Genomic DNA, 14,943 nt, shown 5'->3' on the forward strand with positions numbered 1-14,943 from the left:
GCCGATCAGGGGGAAGGGAAATCGATGGCGGGTTCTATTCTGAAACAGGAGCGCATGCTGCTGCTGGCGATACCGGCGGCAATCGTCGCCTATCTGGCCGAACATGCAATATTCGAAGCCGGAAAAACGGCGGCGCTTATCGCCGCAGTCGCGCTGATCGGACTCATCGTCCTCGTCTCGATGCGGGTTGCCCATCACGCCGAAATCCTCGCCACCAAGGTCGGCGACCCTTACGGCACCATGATCCTGACGCTGTCGGCCGTTGCGGTGGAAGTGCTGATCCTCGCCATCATCATGAGCGAATCCAGTTCGCCCACTCTGGTGCGGGATACGATCTATTCCGCCGTGATGATCGACATCAACGGCATTCTCGGTCTCGCGGCGCTGCTCGGCGGTCTTCGCCACGGCGAGCAGCCCTATAATGACGATTCCGGCAAGACCTATGGCGTGATGATCCTCACCGCCATGGGTATTTCGATGATCGTGCCGGAATTCATCCCCAATGAAAGCTGGCATGTCTACTCCGCCTTCACCATCGTCGCGATGATCGCGCTTTATGCCCTGTTCCTCAAAATGCAGGTCGGCCCGCACAGCTATTTCTTCAGCTACGCCTATCCCCGCAAGGCGCATCCGGCCGGGCAGGCATCGGACGGCCATGCGGAAGAGGAGGACGAAGGCAGCGTATCGCTCTCCATCGGCCTCATCATCGCCGGCGTGGTGCTGATCGGTGTGCTGGCGGAATTCATGTCGGCCTTCTTAAGCGAAAGTCTCGAGGGCACCAGCGCGCCGCCGGCGCTGATGGCGGTGGTGGTGGCGACGATCTCGGCATCGCCGGAAATCCTCACCGCGCTCCGCTCCGCCTTGCGCAACCGCATGCAGGCCGTGGTCAATATCGCCATGGGCGCATCGCTGTCGACGGTCATCCTCACCGTGCCCGTCATGGAAGGTATCGCGCTTTATACCGGCCAGCCTTTCATCATGGCGATGACGCCGGTTCAGACCGTCATGGTCTTCATCACCCTCATCGCCGCCGCCATCAATCTCAATGACGGCGAGACCAACGCGATTGAAGGAATGACGCATTTCATTCTCTTCGCCACCTTCATCATGCTGCTGTTTCTGGGGCTTTGACCAAAACGAAAAAAGCCCGGCATCGCTGCCGGGCTTCTTCATTTGAGATCGCAACCGATCAGCGGCAATCGGCGCAGAAGCGCTGGATGCGCTTGCAGGCTTCTTCCAGCAGCGCTTCCGACGTGGCGTAGGAAATGCGGAAGTTCGGGCCGAGGCCGAAAGCCGATCCCTGCACAACGGCGACGCCTTCGGCTTCCAGAAGCTCGGAAACGAAATCCGTATCCGTCTCGATGACCTTGCCCGACGGCGCGGTCTTGCCGATCAGGCCAGCGCAGGAAGGATAAACGTAGAATGCGCCTTCCGGAGCCGGGCAGCTGATGCCCTTCGCCTGGTTGAGCATGGAGACGACGAGGTCGCGGCGGCCTTCGAAGATTTTCTTGTTCGCCGGAATGAAATCCTGCGTGCCGTTCAAGGCTTCGACAGCGGCCCATTGCGCAATCGAGCTTGCGCCCGAGGTCTGCTGGCCCTGGATCATGTCCATGGCCTTGATCAGCGGCAGCGGGCCAGCAGCGTAACCGATACGCCAGCCGGTCATGGCATAGGCCTTGGAGACGCCGTTCATCGTCAGCGTGCGGTCATAGAGCGAAGGCTCGACTTCAACCGGCGTGACAAATTTGAAATCGCCATAGGTCAGGTGCTCATACATGTCGTCCGTCAGCACCCAGACATGCGGATGCTTGACGAGCACGTCGGTTAGCGCCTTCAGCTCGTCATGCGAATAGGCGGCGCCCGACGGGTTGGACGGCGAGTTGAACACGAACCACTTGGTCTTCGGCGTGATCGCCTTTTCCAACGCTTCCGGCTTCAGCTTGAAATTGTCTTCCAGCGTGGCGTCGACGAAAACCGGCGTACCGCCGCAGATCGCCACCATTTCCGGATAGCTGACCCAGTAAGGCGCCGGAATGATGACCTCATCGCCCGGGTTCAGGGTGGCCATGAAGGCGTTGAAAAGGATCTGCTTGCCGCCCGTGCCGACAATCGTCTGCTCCGGCTTGTAGTCCAGGCCGTTTTCACGCTTGAACTTGTCGGCAATCGCCTTGCGCAGTTCCGGAATACCCGAAACCGGCGTGTATTTCGTTTCGCCGCGCTTGATGGCGTCGATGGCCGCTTCCTTGATATTTTCGGGCGTATCGAAATCCGGCTCGCCGGCGCCAAGGCTGATCACATCGCGGCCCTTCGCTTTCAGCTCACGGGCTTTCTGGGTAACGGCGATGGTGGCGGATGGCTTTACGCGGGAGAGAATGTCGGCAAGGAAGGCCATTTTTAATCGGTCCTATTGGGGTTGACATCAGCAGAGGTTGGAAAACTTGTCATCTGCGGCATTTTCTATGTCGAAAGACAGGCCTTCTTTCAAGGTCAAAAGCCGGCTTATGTGCTGCATCGCAGAATTTAAACCTTCCTTAACCCGGAAGTAACGCTTGATACGCTACATTCGCGAGCCTAGAGGTCGTGTCTCTATAGCTGGTTGAAAAATGGCGCTCAAAAGCATCTTTTCCAGTCTTGTCCGCGAGGTCGATGGCACATGGTCCACGGCCTATAGCACCTTCAACCTGAAATCGGCCCTGCAGCCCATTTTCCGCCGCACGGCGAGCGGTATTCTCGACATCGATTCCTTCGAGGGTTTGGTGCGTCCCCATCGCAATGGCGAGCCGGTGACGCCGGGCGAATTTTTCTCGCTGGTCGCGCCGGAAGATATCGAAAATATCGACAGCATCCTGCGCACGATCCACATTCTCAACACCGGTAGGCTCAACCGGTCCCGCGCCCGCATCTTCGTCAACTTCCATCCGGGCCTGTTCCAGACGCCGGCCAAGATGCGCCAGGAAGTGGAGCGCATGCGTCTTGCCGCCCACGAGGCCGGCATGACGGCGGATCGCATCGTCTGCGAAATCTCCGAGAAAAAAGCCTCCGACACACAGATGGTCGCTGACTTCGCCTACCACATGCACGATATCGGCTTTCGCGTGGCGCTCGATGACTATGGCGCCGGCGATTCCGACATCGACCGGGTGAAGCTCATCAAGCCGGACTATGTGAAATTCGAAGCCGGCTGGGTGCGCGATTTCATGCAGAATTCGGCGGGTGCTGCCCTTCTGCGCGTCATCGTCAGCCAGTTTCGCGCCGATGGCATAGAGCCGGTCTTCGAAGGGCTGGAAGCCGCGTGGCAGGTCGATCTTTGCGAGGAACTCGGCGTCCTGTTGATGCAGGGTTACGTGCTGGCAAAGCCAGAACTTGCCCCGACCAGTTTCGACACACGTTTCCCGGAACTCGGCAGTGAATATTTCGCCCCGTCAAGGGCGGAAAGAGGCCCTGCGCCACCGGCATTTTTCCGGGAAGAACGCCCCGCCGATCCGCACCCGCTGCGCCAGACTCGAACCTTCGGAAAACGCGGCCTCTGACGCCAAATCCGGCCAAACGGCTCTCCTAACCGGCTTTGCCACAATATTGCCGCAATAAATACCGCGGAACGCCAGAATTCGGTCTCCAAGCCGTCCATTTCGAAGCCTCTTTTATCCTTTAAGAACAGGGACAAGAGGCGACAGCCATGTTTACCAACGATCGGACTTCCGTTGAAAGGTTAAGGGCGCAGAGAACGCTGTTTTCCCTCTGGATGGCCGTTGCGGCTTTTCTTGTCATCGTCACCATGGCCGCCGGCATCGCAACCTCAGCCAATGCGGCTTCCCAGGCGGTCGATACGCTGCATACATCCGCCATCCCGCAGGTGGCGACGACGACGAAAGCGGGTCCCCACATCCTGCTCATCGTCCTTTCGGCCGCGGCCTTCATCGGCCTCGGCATTGGCGGCCTGACGCTCACCCGGCGCAGCCTGAAGGACGAGGCCCGCCGCTACAAATAAGCGGCCCTCCCCTCGACTTGCGGCATCGGCAGGTTGCTGCTAAAGCACCCGGAAACAGTCATCCGCATCGCGGATCGATATTTCAAAAATCCCCTGTTTGCCACGGCCGCGACTGAATGATCTTCCGGCCCTGCCGTGCTGGTGCCAACAATGACGCGTATTCAGGCCAATATGCTGCTTCTGCTCGCCGCAGCAATCTGGGGAGGCGGCTTCGTCGCGCAATCCTCCGCCATGGCCTCCATCGGCCCGTTCTGGTTCGTCGGCCTGCGTTTCGCCATCGCCGCCATCGCCGTGCTGCCCTTCGCGCTCATGGAAACACGGTCGCTGAAATCGCCGCCGCGCCGGCGCGAAATCGGCAGCTTCATCCTCGTGGGTCTGGCCCTGTTCGGCGGCGCCACCACCCAGCAGGTCGGGCTCCTGACCACGACCGTCACCAATTCCAGCTTCCTGACCGGGCTTTACGTCATCTTCGTACCCGTGATCGCCGTCGTGCTTTACCGCCGTCATCCCCACTGGATCGTCTGGCCATGCGCGCTGATGATGCTGGGCGGCATATTCCTGCTCTCCGGCGGCGCCTTCGAGGCGCTGACCACCGGCGATATTCTCAGCATCATCTGCGCCTTCTTCTGGGCGATCCAGATCACGCTGGCCGGGCGCTTCGTCTCCGAAAGCGGAAGGCCGCTGGCGCTTTCCTGCACCCAGTTCGCCGTTTGCTCCCTTCTTAGTTGCATGATCGGTGTCGTGTTCGAACCGATCAGCATGGCCTCCATCGAGGCGTCGCTGGCGGAAATCCTCTATGTCGGCCTCGTCTCCTCCGGCCTCGCCTTCGTGCTGCAGGTCATCGGCCAGCGTTACACCACCGCCCCGCAGGCCGCGATATTCCTGTCTTCGGAAGCGCTTTTCGGCGCTTTGCTGGCTTCGGTGTTCCTGAAGGAAACCATTTCAAGCGCCGGCTATATCGGCTGCCTGATCATATTCGTCGCGATCCTGATCGTGGAACTGGTGCCGGAACTGACGCGCAAACGGCAAAAATCCATGGCTGGAGCGGCCTGACGCAAAAAGAACTTATTTTTCTCGTTCAGCCATAAATCCAGATAGGGCATTCAAATTTTGCCGTGAAATCCTGCGGCAAACGGCAATTATTTCATCAATTGTCGCTTCTGCGGAAAAAATATGCGATTGCGCGATGTTATTCTACCGCAGGTTTTTTATCTGACAAAAAGCCCGTGAAAACTTTTGCTTGCCAATTTTCGATAAACGCATCACTCTACCGCGGTTCGGGCAATTTGCGAGCATGGGAAGGCCTATAATTTTGCGCACTGGGGACGCTATAAACCTCGGGCGGTGGGACGAAAAACGTTGGATGAGAACGCCATTACTTCCCGCTGCGAAGGTCCATTTTCTCAATAGTCAAAAACTGCCTGCCAACGCCCACGCGGGGCAAAACTGTAATGCTGCCTGTAGCTGAACGCGGGCAGAGCGAAAAGGACCTGATGCATGGCCGAAACTGGCACCGTAAAATTCTTCAATACAGACAAAGGCTTCGGCTTCATCAAGCCAGACAATGGTGGCGCTGATATCTTTGTTCACATCTCTGCCGTACAGGCTTCTGGCCTGTCCGGACTTTCAGAAAATCAGAAAGTGAGCTTCGACACGGAACCGGATCGTCGCGGCAAGGGGCCGAAGGCAGTCAATCTGCAGATTGCTGGCTAACCCTAAAACGGCTTTCTTTTCTAGTTGAAGCCCGGCAGGAATGCCGGGTTTTTTTGTGCGTCCTGCAGGCCTTAGAGCATTTCCAGGAAAAGTGGAAAACTCTAATGGGCCGGCACTCAGAGCCCCTTGAGATAGGGGTTGGTGAGCCGTTCTTCGCCCAGCCGTCCACCCGGACCATGGCCGCAGATGAAACCGACATCGTCACCCAGCGGCAAAAGCTTGTCGCGAATGGACGCCATCAATTGCTCGTGGTTTCCGCCCGGCAGGTCCGTGCGCCCCACCGATCCCGAAAACAGCACATCGCCGACATGGGCGAAGTTCTGGTCGCGGTTGTAATATATGACGTGGCCGGGCGCATGTCCCGGGCAATGATAGACTTCGAAGACGTGATCCCCGAAGGATACCCTGTCGCCGTCCTTGAGCCATTTGTCGGGCGCGACGTTCCGAAGACCGCTAATGCCGTATTTTTCGGCCTGCGCCTCAATTCTTTCGAGCAAGGGCCGGTCGTCCTCATGCGGCCCGATGACCGGCAGCGACAGCTTTTCACGCAGTTCATCCGCGCCACCGGCATGATCCAGATGCCCATGCGTCAGCCAGATTTCCTTCAGCGCGATGCCGTTTTCAGACACGACCTGGAGAATGACGTCCACATCCCCGCCGGGATCGACGACGACGCCCTCCTTGGTGTCCTGATCGAACAGGATGGTGCAATTCTGCTCGAATGGCGTGACCGGAATAATGCCCGCCTGCAATTTTCCCATATCCTGTGTCTCCTGTCTGAAAGCTCCTGCCTCCTATAGCCCGCGACCGGTGGCGGCACAATGGCGGCGGAAAAGACGCCGACTTCCGGCGACTGAAGCAGTCTAAAAATCGAATTAGAAACAGTGAGATAGCAATAAATCTTCGGCGGATGGCGGGAATTGCCGGCAAAAAATGTGGAACGCCCCGATGGTTGCGACGTTCTAGCTCCAGTCTTGAAAGGAGTGAGACACATGGACAAGACGCTTAAAATGCTGATCGCTGGCGGCGCCTTCGCCTTGATGGCCGGTTTCGCGAACGCCGCCATGGTCGCCACCACCGCATCGGATATTTCCGTTCGCTCAGGCCCCGGTGAAGACTATCCCGAAGTGGGGCTGGCCACCCGCGGCAGCAATGCGGTTCTGGATGGCTGCATGGAAGGCAGCAGCTGGTGCCGGATCGAAGTCAACGGCCTGCGCGGCTGGGCCCATGCCGATTATCTGAATGTCATGTATGAGGGCTCTCCGGTCATTCTCGAACAGCGCCGCTCGGAACTCAGCGTGCCGGTCGTGACCTATGAAACGACCTCGAGCGTGCAGGCAGAACCCAATCCCGGCGATCCGAACCTCGGCCGCGTCGGCGAAGTCGATCCACCGCAATCGGTGATGACCTATATTGACGAACATCCCGCAGACACCGTCACCTATGACGGCGACATAGCCGTCGGTAATGTGCTGCCGTCGGATACGCGTCTCGTTGAAATTCCGGACTATCAATATCGTTATGTCCAGGTGAACGACGTGCCGGTCCTGGTCGAACCTTCGACGCGACGGATTGTTTACGTCTATCAGTAAACGCACGGCGGACATCAAGAGACGGATGAAGAGCGCGGAGTTTCCGCGCTCTTTTCTATTTCCGGTAAAGGTCACTCAGGATTCCAGTTGCACCCGCACCCGCGCCATATTATCCACCGCAACAGAAAATGATCGCGGCATTCTCCCGAGCGGACGCATTTTCGGCTATGTTTACAGAATATTGGCGCATCGACGCCTGTCAGCCTATGATCAGACAGCCGCAGAATATGAAGGAACCGCAGTGCCACCGCAATCGCTCAAAACCGCAGCCGCCAGGCAGACACCGGCACTCCCGAAGGTTGACGACGGCAAGATCGACTTCGATACGATCGAGGCGCTGTTTTTCGCCTATCGCGATTTCGTCTCCGATCCAGATGTCATTCTGTCGAAACTGGAATATGGGCGGGCGCATCACCGGGTGGTCTATTTCGTCAGCCGGCAGCCGGGCATGACGGTGGCGGATCTGCTCGATACGCTGCAGATCACCAAGCAGAGTCTTGCCCGTGTGCTGAAGCAATTGATCGACGACGGTTACATCCGCCAGATGGCGGGCCCGGAAGACCGCCGCCAGCGCAGGCTTTACCCCACGCTGACGGGCCGCGAACTGGCGCTGGCGCTGAGCGAGCCGCAATCGCGCCGCATCGACCGCGCGCTGGAAGGTCTCGGGCCGGACGCCCGCGCCTGCGTGCGCAAATTCCTGGCGCAGATGCGCAGCCCGACGACGACGACCACCGTGGAGGACGAGTGACGATGGCGACAGCACCGACAAAACGTCCACCGGCGGATGACGATGCGGCCCATCTCCTGATCGTCGACGACGATGCCCGCATCCGCGATCTCCTGCAGCGCTTTCTGGGCGACAAGGGCTATCGCATCTCCGTGGCGGCCGATGCCGCCGAAGCCCGGCGCAAAATGGTGGGCATCCGTTTCGACCTGCTCATCCTCGACGTGATGATGCCGGGCGAAAACGGACTTTCTCTGACCCGCTCGCTGAACGAGGACAAATCCGTGCCGGTCATCCTTCTGACCGCCCGCTCGGAAGCGGATTCGCGTATCGCCGGGCTGGAAGCGGGTGCGGACGATTATCTCGCCAAACCCTTCGACCCGCGCGAGCTCGTCCTTCGCATCAACAATATCCTGCGGCGCAATACCTCGCCCGATACGCCCAAGATCGAACAGATCATGTTCGGCCCCTACAGCTTCTCCATCCCCAAAAAGGAATTGCGGCGCGGTCCCGAAACGATCCGCCTGACGGATCGCGAGCAGGAGATCATGCTGCTTTTTGCGTTGCGCGCCGGCGATACCATTCCCCGCCACGAGCTGGTGGAAGCGGAATCGGAAGTGGGCGAAAGAACCATCGACGTGCAGATCAACCGTCTTCGCCGTAAGATCGAGGACGACCCTGCCAATCCTGTTTATCTGCAAACGGTGCGCGGCATCGGTTACCGCCTGAGCGTGGACTGACGAGCACCCAACGAAGGGCGAACGCACGGCCATGGCGAGCCTCGATTTTCTCAGCACGGTCAGAAACAGCGGCGCGGCCAAGGCCTGGCGCATGTCGGGCAGATGGCTGCGCCACTGGCTGCCAACCGGCCTCTACACCCGTTCGCTGCTCATCATCATCCTGCCGATGATCCTGCTTCAGGGCGTGGTCGCGGCCGTCTTCATGGAACGCCACTGGCAGCTCGTGACGGAACGCCTCTCCGCCGCCGTAACGCGCGATATCGCCGCGATTATCGAGCTGCTGCAGACGGACCCGGAGGAAGACGACTATCAGCGCGTCATCCGCATCGCCCGCGACAAGCTGGATCTCAGCGTCTATATCGAACCGAAGACAGACTTGCCGGCCCCGAGACCGGAGCCGCTGTTTTCGATCCTCGACAGGATCCTCGCCGATCAGCTGACACAGCAGATCGGCAGGCCGTTCTGGATCGATACCTATGGCAACGGCTCGCTGGTGGAAATCCGCATCCAGCTCGAAGACAAGACCCTGCGCGTCTTCACCCGCCGCAGTTCGGCCTATGCTTCCAACACCCATATCTTCCTTGTCTGGATGGTCGGGGCGTCGCTGGTGCTGATCGCCATCTCCATCCTCTTCCTGCGCGGGCAGATCAAACCCATCGAAGCGCTCGCCAAGGCGGCAGAAAATTTCGGCAAGGGCCAGAAGATCAGCGGCTATTCCCCGCGCGGCGCAGACGAGGTGCGGCGCGCCGGCCTCGCCTTCATCCTGATGCGCGAGCGTATCGAGCGGCAGATGGAGCAGCGCACCGCCATGCTGAACGGCGTCAGCCACGACCTGCGCACGATCCTCACCCGCTTCAAGCTGCAACTGGCGCTCGCGGGCGACAATCCCGACCTTGAGGGGCTCGACAAGGATGTCGAGGACATGCAGTCGATGCTGGAGGCCTATCTGACCTTCGCCCGTACCGATGTCGAAGAGGACGTCGGCACGCTGGAGCTTCCGGCCCTTCTCGAAAAAATCGGCCATGATTTCGAGCTGCACGGCAAAAAATTCAGCTACGAGCTTTATAATATCGAGCGGATCATCGCGCGGCCGAACGCGCTATCCCGGCTCGTCGCCAATCTGGCAGAAAATGCACGGCGCTACGCCGGCAATCTCCACATCGATATCCGCAAGGCGCCGCGTTCCATCATCATGACATTTGACGATGACGGGCCGGGCATTCCGGAGCACTCACGCGAGGATGTGTTCAAGCCGTTCTTCCGGCTGGACGAGGCGCGCAACCTCAATGCTTCGGGCACCGGCCTTGGCCTTTCCATCGTCCGCGACATCGCCCGCAGCCACGGCGGCGATGTGACGCTCGATGAAAGCCCGATGGGCGGATTGCGGGTAATCGTCAAAATTCCGGCTTAGAGTTTTTTCGCTTTTCTTCGAATCGCGCAAACACTCTAACTCCTTGTTTCGGCGCATTTCCGTACGGAAAACCGGGCTCCACTTTTCCTGGAAATGCTCTAGAGCACCGGATAGAAAAGTGTGCCATGGACTTGCGGTTTCCGTCACATCGGCACTGAGCCGTCGTATTCCATCAGCACATTTTCTCGCCGTTCGGCACCGGCCGCTCGACGGCGGCAAGCACGATATCGCCATTGGCATCGGCAAAACCGAGCGTCAGGACCTCGGACCGGAAAGGGCCGATCTGGCGCGGCGGAAAATTCACCACGCCCAGAACCTGCCGGCCAACAAGGCTTTCCAGCGTATAATGCACCGTGATCTGCGCCGAGGATTTCTTGACGCCGATCTCCGGCCCGAAATCGATCTTCACCTTGAAGGCAGGCTTGCGCGCTTCGGGAAAAGGCTCGGCTTCGATGATGGTGCCGACGCGGATATCGACCTTCTCGAAATCGGCATAGGAAATTTCACCGCTCATGGCCCGCCCCTTCAACCCGCCAGCTCTTCGGCGCGGGTTTTTGCGGCAGCGACCGCCCTGTCGAACAGGGGCTGCATGCCGTCTTCGGCCATCAGAACGGACAGCGCCGCAGCCGTGGTGCCGCCCGGCGAGGTGACATTCTGGCGCAGGCGCGCCGCCTCGTCGGAGGACTGATGCAACAGCTCGCCGGCGCCGGCCACGGTTTCGCGCGCCAGACGCATGGCCACATCCGCCGGCAGACCGGCCTTGCGGCCGGCTTCGGCCATGCATTCCACCAGATAGAAGACATAGGCCGGACCGCTTCCCGAAACCGCGGTCACCGCGTCGATATCGCTTTCGGCATCCACCCATTCGACCGGGCCGCTGACTTTCAGCAGCCCGTCCACCACCGTTTTAAGCTCCGGCGTCACAAGCTCGTTGGCATAGGCCCCCGTGACGCCACGGCCGACCATGGCCGGCGTATTGGGCATGGCCCGCACGGCGGCAACCTTGCCGAAATGCGAAACGAACGTGCCGATGGTGGTGCCCGCAGCAATCGAAACGACGACCGTATGCGGGCCCAGCAGGGGTTTCAGTGAGGGCAGCACGGCTTCCATCATCTGCGGCTTCACCGCCACGAAAAGAATACCGGCCTTCACGCCCTCGGGCACGCTTTCGCTATGGGTGGCTCCGGCTTCCGCAATCGTCGTCCGCATGGCGTCGGAAGGGCGCGGATCGATGACGATGACCTGCGATCCCGGCACGCCCTTTTTCAGCCAGCCTGAAAGCAGAGCGCCGCCCATATTACCGGCGCCCACCAGGACGAGCGGCCCGGAAGCCTTATATACCATCTTACGCTTCTCCGACGGTCTCGAACATGACCGCTTCGATTGCACTTTTCGCATCCAGCCCCGACCAGACGACGAACTGGAATGCCTGATAATATTGTTCGCAGGCCTCCAGCGCGCTGGAAAGCAGCACTTCCACCTGCTGGTTGTTCGGTTCGGCACCGCCCGCCAGAAGCAGGGACTGGCGGAAGATCACCACATCTTCCTGCCGCCACAGATCGAAATGCCCCATCAACACCTGACCGTTGACCTGAGAGAGCAGACGAATGACTTCGTTGACGCGCTGGTCCGGCACCTTGATGTCGAAGGCGCAGGCAAGATGCAGCGCCTCGAACTCTTCCATCCATGAAAAGGAGACGTGATAGTCGGCCCAGTGACCGGCGACAGTCATGGCGATCTCGTCTTCGCCTGAACGTTCGAACGACCAGTCGTTCGAGGCGGCGACGATCTCGATCATGTCCACGGGATTGGACTGACGCTCAATTTCAAATTCTATCAGACTCATGCGGCACCTTCTCAGCCGGTAGGAATGTCCTGTTTTGAACGCCGGGCACAAAACGCACATACAAACCGGGATAAACATTTGAGACGATTGCCCGACACCACCAGAATTACGCATTCACCCTGTCTGGAGCTTACCAGGTCTTTTCGAATCATCATTTAAAATCAGTGTATAATGGCCGAGTCCTGCTGCCACCCCTTCCCCGCCATTTTTGCTTTTTGAACAGTGGATATCTCCTCCCCCATCACCTCAGGCGAGATACATAAGCGACTCTGCCGATTGCGTTTTTTGGAAGTGTCCACAGGCCCCAAAAAATTCGCGCCGGAGGGACGTTTTTAACAACCGGGAGTCATTTCGGGCGGAATGGGCCGAAAACAAAAAGTCCCGGAATCGCAAGCGATCCGGGACCCATCGGAAAAAGCGTTGAAAAATCAGTCTTTGGCGGCGGAAAGCTTCGCTTCCAGAGCCTCGATGCGGGCGCGCAGCGCGTCGTTTTCATCACGCGCCTGGATGGCCATTTCGCGAACGGCATCGAATTCCTCGCGCCGGACGACGTCCAGACTGTTCAGCCAGCGATCCGCCTGCGCATGAAAGGCGGCTTCGGCTTCCTTGCGTACACCCTGCGCCGCGCCGGCCGCATCGGTCATCAGCTTGGCGAATTCATCCAGAAAACGGTTGGTGCCTGTCGTGCTCATGGCGCTCATCCTTCGTCGGTTCAGGGGCATCGTCTTGCCCGCTGTTGCTAGCCTTCAGGTAGGCACTCCATCGCCGCCTTGCAAGCGAAATCGAAAAATCGCAAGAGCTTGCATGGCCTACGGTATCTTGAACCGGAGCTTGAAGAATCACCTTGACCGCCGCCATCGCAATCGCCATTTTCCTTGGCGTCAGGGAGACCGGTGAGCATCATCGCCCGGCCCCTTGAGGCAATGGCTCGTTCCGTTGTCCGCCCCGCAACGATGACGGAATATACGGATTGTTAGCCGCCCCCACCCAACTCGCCATCATGCCCTTCCCCAATATCGATCCGGTGGCGCTGTCCCTTGGCCCGCTCTCGATCCACTGGTACGGCATCGCCTATGTCGCGGGCATCATGCTCGGCTGGTTCTATGCCCGCCGCCTCGCCCGCACGGATCGCCTGTGGCCGAACGAGACGTCGCCGATTTCGGCGCAGCATCTTGACGATTTCATTCTCTGGGCAGCCGGCGGCATCGTGCTCGGCGGGCGCATCGGCTACATCCTGTTTTACGATCTCGCCGCGGTCGCCGCCAATCCCATCAGGGCAATCGAGATATGGAACGGCGGCATGTCGTTCCATGGCGGCCTGATCGGCACCACCATCGCCATGATCCTCTTCGCCCGCAAGAACGGCATTCCGGTCTGGAGCATGTTCGACATCGTCGCGGCCGTAGCACCCATCGGCCTGCTGTTCGGGCGCATCGCCAATTTCATCAATGGCGAATTGTGGGGGCGAATCGCCGACGTGCCATGGGCGGTCGTCTTCCCGACCGGCGGCCCCTTCGCGCGACACCCGAGCCAGCTTTATGAAGCCGGCCTCGAAGGCCTCGTGCTCGTCATCGTTCTGGCAATCGCCATCTATGCCTTCAGGGCGCTGAAGACGCCCGGCGTCGTCACCGGCATCTTCGTCTGCGGTTACGCGCTGTCGCGCATCTTCGTGGAATTCTTCCGCGAGCCGGACGCTCAGATCGGTTATCTCGCCGGCAACTGGCTGACCATGGGCATGGTGCTCTCCACGCCGATGTTCGCTCTCGGCCTCTGGGCGGTTCTGCGGGCGCGCAGCACGGCAAAAAGCGCCTGAACGGTATGATCCGCCATGACGACACCGCTCGCGCAACGCATCAAATCACTTATCCGGCTCAACGGTCCGCTTAGCGTTACCGACTTCTTCTCGCTCTGCCTCGCCGATCCGGAGCACGGTTATTACAGGAGCCGCGAGCCCTTTGGCCGTTCGGGCGATTTCATCACCGCGCCTGAAGTCAGCCAGCTTTTCGGCGAAATGCTCGGCGTTTTCGTGGTTCATGCCTGGCAGAGGCACGGCGCCCCCATGGAAACGCAATTGGTGGAAATTGGCCCCGGCCGCGGCACCATGATGTCGGACATGCTGCGCGTCATCCGCCGCATCGCACCGCCGCTTTACGAGACGATGCAGGTGCATCTGGTGGAAACCAGCCCCCGCCTTTCCGCCATCCAGAAGGAAACGCTGGCCGCACATGCGGACAAACTGACCTGGCATGACAGTTTCGACGACGTGCCGGAAGGTTTCCTGCTGCTCGTCGCCAACGAACTGTTCGATGCCATTCCGATCCGGCAATTCGTCAGGACCCCGCAGGGTTTTCGCGAACGGGTCGTCAGCCTCGATGCCAATGACGAACTTGTGTTCTCGACCGGGCTTGCCGGCATAGACCCGGCCCTGCTGCCGCCGCAGCCGGAACGGCAGCCGATTGGCACCATATTCGAGATTTCGCCTGCCCGCGAAGCCGTGATGACCGCGATCTGCCAGCGCCTCTCCGTCCATGGCGGCACGGCGCTCGCCATCGATTACGGCCATCTGGTCGCCGGTTATGGCGATACGTTGCAGGCCATGCGCAACCATGCCTTCGACCCGGCGCTTGCGCATCCCGGCGAAGCCGATCTCACCAGCCATGTCGATTTCGAAAGCCTCATGAAAACGGCCGAAGCAACCGGCGTACACGTCAACGGCACCCTGAGACAGGGCGACTTTCTCTATGGCCTCGGTCTCAAGGAACGCGCGGCCGCGCTTGCCGCCAAGGCCACGCCCGACCAGACGCTGGAAATCGCCGAAGCGGTCAACCGCCTCGCCGGCGAAGGCGCCGGCAAGATGGGGGAACTTTTCAAGGTCATCGCCGTTTCAAGTCCCGCGCTTCATCTCCTGCCGTTTCGCGCGGTGGATTGA

17 protein-coding genes are annotated in these 14,943 nt (G+C 59.7%); 11 read left to right on the forward strand and 6 right to left on the reverse strand.

What is annotated here, in order from left to right; all coding sequences use genetic code 11:
• The first annotated feature begins 24 nt into the window (after positions 1–24).
• Positions 25–1,131 (forward strand): calcium:cation antiporter, encoded by a 1,107-nt coding sequence (locus tag CFBP4996_RS09330; protein WP_059757467.1) that lies wholly within the window; start codon positions 25–27, stop codon positions 1,129–1,131.
• 58 nt (positions 1,132–1,189) lie between these two features.
• On the opposite strand, the gene CFBP4996_RS09335 is transcribed toward CFBP4996_RS09330, so the two are convergent.
• Positions 1,190–2,392: a pyridoxal phosphate-dependent aminotransferase gene (locus tag CFBP4996_RS09335; protein WP_003522859.1), complete on the reverse strand. Its 1,203-nt coding sequence runs from the start codon at positions 2,390–2,392 to the stop codon at positions 1,190–1,192.
• 211 nt (positions 2,393–2,603) lie between these two features.
• Here CFBP4996_RS09335 and CFBP4996_RS09340 point away from each other — a divergent pair, with 211 nt between their 5' ends.
• From CFBP4996_RS09340 to CFBP4996_RS09355, 4 genes are all read left to right on the forward strand, one after another.
• Positions 2,604–3,530, forward strand: coding sequence for an EAL domain-containing protein (locus CFBP4996_RS09340; protein ID WP_059757465.1), 927 nt, complete (start codon positions 2,604–2,606; stop codon positions 3,528–3,530).
• A 146-nt stretch (positions 3,531–3,676) separates the two neighbouring features.
• On the forward strand, positions 3,677–3,988 hold the full coding sequence (locus CFBP4996_RS09345) for a hypothetical protein (protein ID WP_080851252.1): 312 nt from the start codon (positions 3,677–3,679) through the stop codon (positions 3,986–3,988).
• 150 nt (positions 3,989–4,138) lie between these two features.
• Positions 4,139–5,041 (forward strand): DMT family transporter, encoded by a 903-nt coding sequence (locus CFBP4996_RS09350; protein ID WP_035263654.1) that lies wholly within the window; start codon positions 4,139–4,141, stop codon positions 5,039–5,041.
• A 444-nt stretch (positions 5,042–5,485) separates the two neighbouring features.
• The gene (locus CFBP4996_RS09355; protein ID WP_003494703.1) at positions 5,486–5,701 is read left to right on the forward strand and encodes a cold-shock protein; all 216 of its coding nucleotides are present in this window, start codon (positions 5,486–5,488) and stop codon (positions 5,699–5,701) included.
• 116 nt (positions 5,702–5,817) lie between these two features.
• Here CFBP4996_RS09355 and CFBP4996_RS09360 read toward each other — a convergent pair whose 3' ends face one another.
• Entirely contained in the window at positions 5,818–6,462 is a 645-nt protein-coding gene (locus CFBP4996_RS09360) for an MBL fold metallo-hydrolase (protein ID WP_080851250.1), read from the reverse strand.
• Between the two features lie 231 nt (positions 6,463–6,693).
• Between CFBP4996_RS09360 and CFBP4996_RS09365 the strand changes: the two genes are divergently transcribed.
• From CFBP4996_RS09365 to CFBP4996_RS09380, 4 genes are all read left to right on the forward strand, one after another.
• A complete protein-coding gene (locus tag CFBP4996_RS09365; RefSeq protein WP_080851248.1) occupies positions 6,694–7,293 on the forward strand; it encodes a DUF1236 domain-containing protein in 600 nt (199 codons plus the stop codon).
• Between the two features lie 241 nt (positions 7,294–7,534).
• Positions 7,535–8,041 carry a MarR family winged helix-turn-helix transcriptional regulator gene (locus CFBP4996_RS09370; RefSeq protein WP_031234081.1) on the forward strand — a complete coding sequence of 169 codons (507 nt, stop codon included), beginning with the start codon at positions 7,535–7,537 and terminating at the stop codon, positions 8,039–8,041.
• A 2-nt stretch (positions 8,042–8,043) separates the two neighbouring features.
• Positions 8,044–8,757 (forward strand): response regulator, encoded by a 714-nt coding sequence (locus CFBP4996_RS09375; RefSeq protein WP_003522866.1) that lies wholly within the window; start codon positions 8,044–8,046, stop codon positions 8,755–8,757.
• Positions 8,758–8,788: 31 nt separating this feature from the next.
• Entirely contained in the window at positions 8,789–10,168 is a 1,380-nt protein-coding gene (locus tag CFBP4996_RS09380) for an ATP-binding protein (protein ID WP_080851245.1), read from the forward strand.
• 172 nt (positions 10,169–10,340) lie between these two features.
• Here the strand turns inward: CFBP4996_RS09380 and CFBP4996_RS09385 are convergent, their stop codons facing one another.
• From CFBP4996_RS09385 to CFBP4996_RS09400, 4 genes are all read right to left on the reverse strand, one after another.
• A complete protein-coding gene (locus CFBP4996_RS09385; RefSeq protein ID WP_003522868.1) occupies positions 10,341–10,682 on the reverse strand; it encodes a tRNA-binding protein in 342 nt (113 codons plus the stop codon).
• An 11-nt stretch (positions 10,683–10,693) separates the two neighbouring features.
• The gene (gene proC, locus CFBP4996_RS09390) at positions 10,694–11,512 is read right to left on the reverse strand and encodes a pyrroline-5-carboxylate reductase (RefSeq protein WP_080851243.1); all 819 of its coding nucleotides are present in this window, start codon (positions 11,510–11,512) and stop codon (positions 10,694–10,696) included.
• Position 11,513: 1 nt separating this feature from the next.
• Positions 11,514–12,014, reverse strand: a complete 501-nt coding sequence (locus tag CFBP4996_RS09395) for a type III secretion system chaperone family protein (RefSeq protein ID WP_003522870.1) — start codon at positions 12,012–12,014, stop codon at positions 11,514–11,516.
• A gap of 428 nt (positions 12,015–12,442) precedes the next feature.
• The gene (locus CFBP4996_RS09400; protein WP_003522871.1) at positions 12,443–12,706 is read right to left on the reverse strand and encodes an accessory factor UbiK family protein; all 264 of its coding nucleotides are present in this window, start codon (positions 12,704–12,706) and stop codon (positions 12,443–12,445) included.
• A gap of 308 nt (positions 12,707–13,014) precedes the next feature.
• On the opposite strand from CFBP4996_RS09400, the gene lgt reads away from it, so the two are divergent.
• Positions 13,015–13,827 carry a prolipoprotein diacylglyceryl transferase gene (gene lgt, locus CFBP4996_RS09405; protein WP_162935978.1) on the forward strand — a complete coding sequence of 271 codons (813 nt, stop codon included), beginning with the start codon at positions 13,015–13,017 and terminating at the stop codon, positions 13,825–13,827.
• A 15-nt stretch (positions 13,828–13,842) separates the two neighbouring features.
• Positions 13,843–14,943: a class I SAM-dependent methyltransferase gene (locus CFBP4996_RS09410; protein ID WP_080851238.1), complete on the forward strand. Its 1,101-nt coding sequence runs from the start codon at positions 13,843–13,845 to the stop codon at positions 14,941–14,943.

Origin of the sequence: Agrobacterium leguminum (assembly GCF_005144435.2) — a bacterium.
In the GTDB taxonomy this organism is placed as follows: domain Bacteria; phylum Pseudomonadota; class Alphaproteobacteria; order Rhizobiales; family Rhizobiaceae; genus Agrobacterium; species Agrobacterium leguminum.

Bases quoted from the DNA above. Each gene is read 5' to 3' on its own strand.
- CFBP4996_RS09335 (WP_003522859.1), bottom strand. From the start codon at position 2,392: ATGGCCTTCCTTGCCGACATTCTCTCCCGCGTAAAGCCATCCGCCACC.
- CFBP4996_RS09355 (WP_003494703.1), top strand. From the start codon at position 5,486: ATGGCCGAAACTGGCACCGTAAAATTCTTCAATACAGACAAAGGCTTC.
- CFBP4996_RS09380 (WP_080851245.1), top strand. From the start codon at position 8,789: ATGGCGAGCCTCGATTTTCTCAGCACGGTCAGAAACAGCGGCGCGGCC.
- CFBP4996_RS09365 (WP_080851248.1), top strand. From the start codon at position 6,694: ATGGACAAGACGCTTAAAATGCTGATCGCTGGCGGCGCCTTCGCCTTG.
- CFBP4996_RS09350 (WP_035263654.1), top strand. From the start codon at position 4,139: ATGACGCGTATTCAGGCCAATATGCTGCTTCTGCTCGCCGCAGCAATC.
- CFBP4996_RS09400 (WP_003522871.1), bottom strand. From the start codon at position 12,706: ATGAGCACGACAGGCACCAACCGTTTTCTGGATGAATTCGCCAAGCTG.
- lgt (WP_162935978.1), top strand. From the start codon at position 13,015: ATGCCCTTCCCCAATATCGATCCGGTGGCGCTGTCCCTTGGCCCGCTC.
- CFBP4996_RS09330 (WP_059757467.1), top strand. From the start codon at position 25: ATGGCGGGTTCTATTCTGAAACAGGAGCGCATGCTGCTGCTGGCGATA.
- CFBP4996_RS09375 (WP_003522866.1), top strand. From the start codon at position 8,044: ATGGCGACAGCACCGACAAAACGTCCACCGGCGGATGACGATGCGGCC.
- CFBP4996_RS09360 (WP_080851250.1), bottom strand. From the start codon at position 6,462: ATGGGAAAATTGCAGGCGGGCATTATTCCGGTCACGCCATTCGAGCAG.
- proC (WP_080851243.1), bottom strand. From the start codon at position 11,512: ATGGTATATAAGGCTTCCGGGCCGCTCGTCCTGGTGGGCGCCGGTAAT.
- CFBP4996_RS09340 (WP_059757465.1), top strand. From the start codon at position 2,604: ATGGCGCTCAAAAGCATCTTTTCCAGTCTTGTCCGCGAGGTCGATGGC.
- CFBP4996_RS09395 (WP_003522870.1), bottom strand. From the start codon at position 12,014: ATGAGTCTGATAGAATTTGAAATTGAGCGTCAGTCCAATCCCGTGGAC.
- CFBP4996_RS09345 (WP_080851252.1), top strand. From the start codon at position 3,677: ATGTTTACCAACGATCGGACTTCCGTTGAAAGGTTAAGGGCGCAGAGA.
- CFBP4996_RS09385 (WP_003522868.1), bottom strand. From the start codon at position 10,682: ATGAGCGGTGAAATTTCCTATGCCGATTTCGAGAAGGTCGATATCCGC.
- CFBP4996_RS09410 (WP_080851238.1), top strand. From the start codon at position 13,843: ATGACGACACCGCTCGCGCAACGCATCAAATCACTTATCCGGCTCAAC.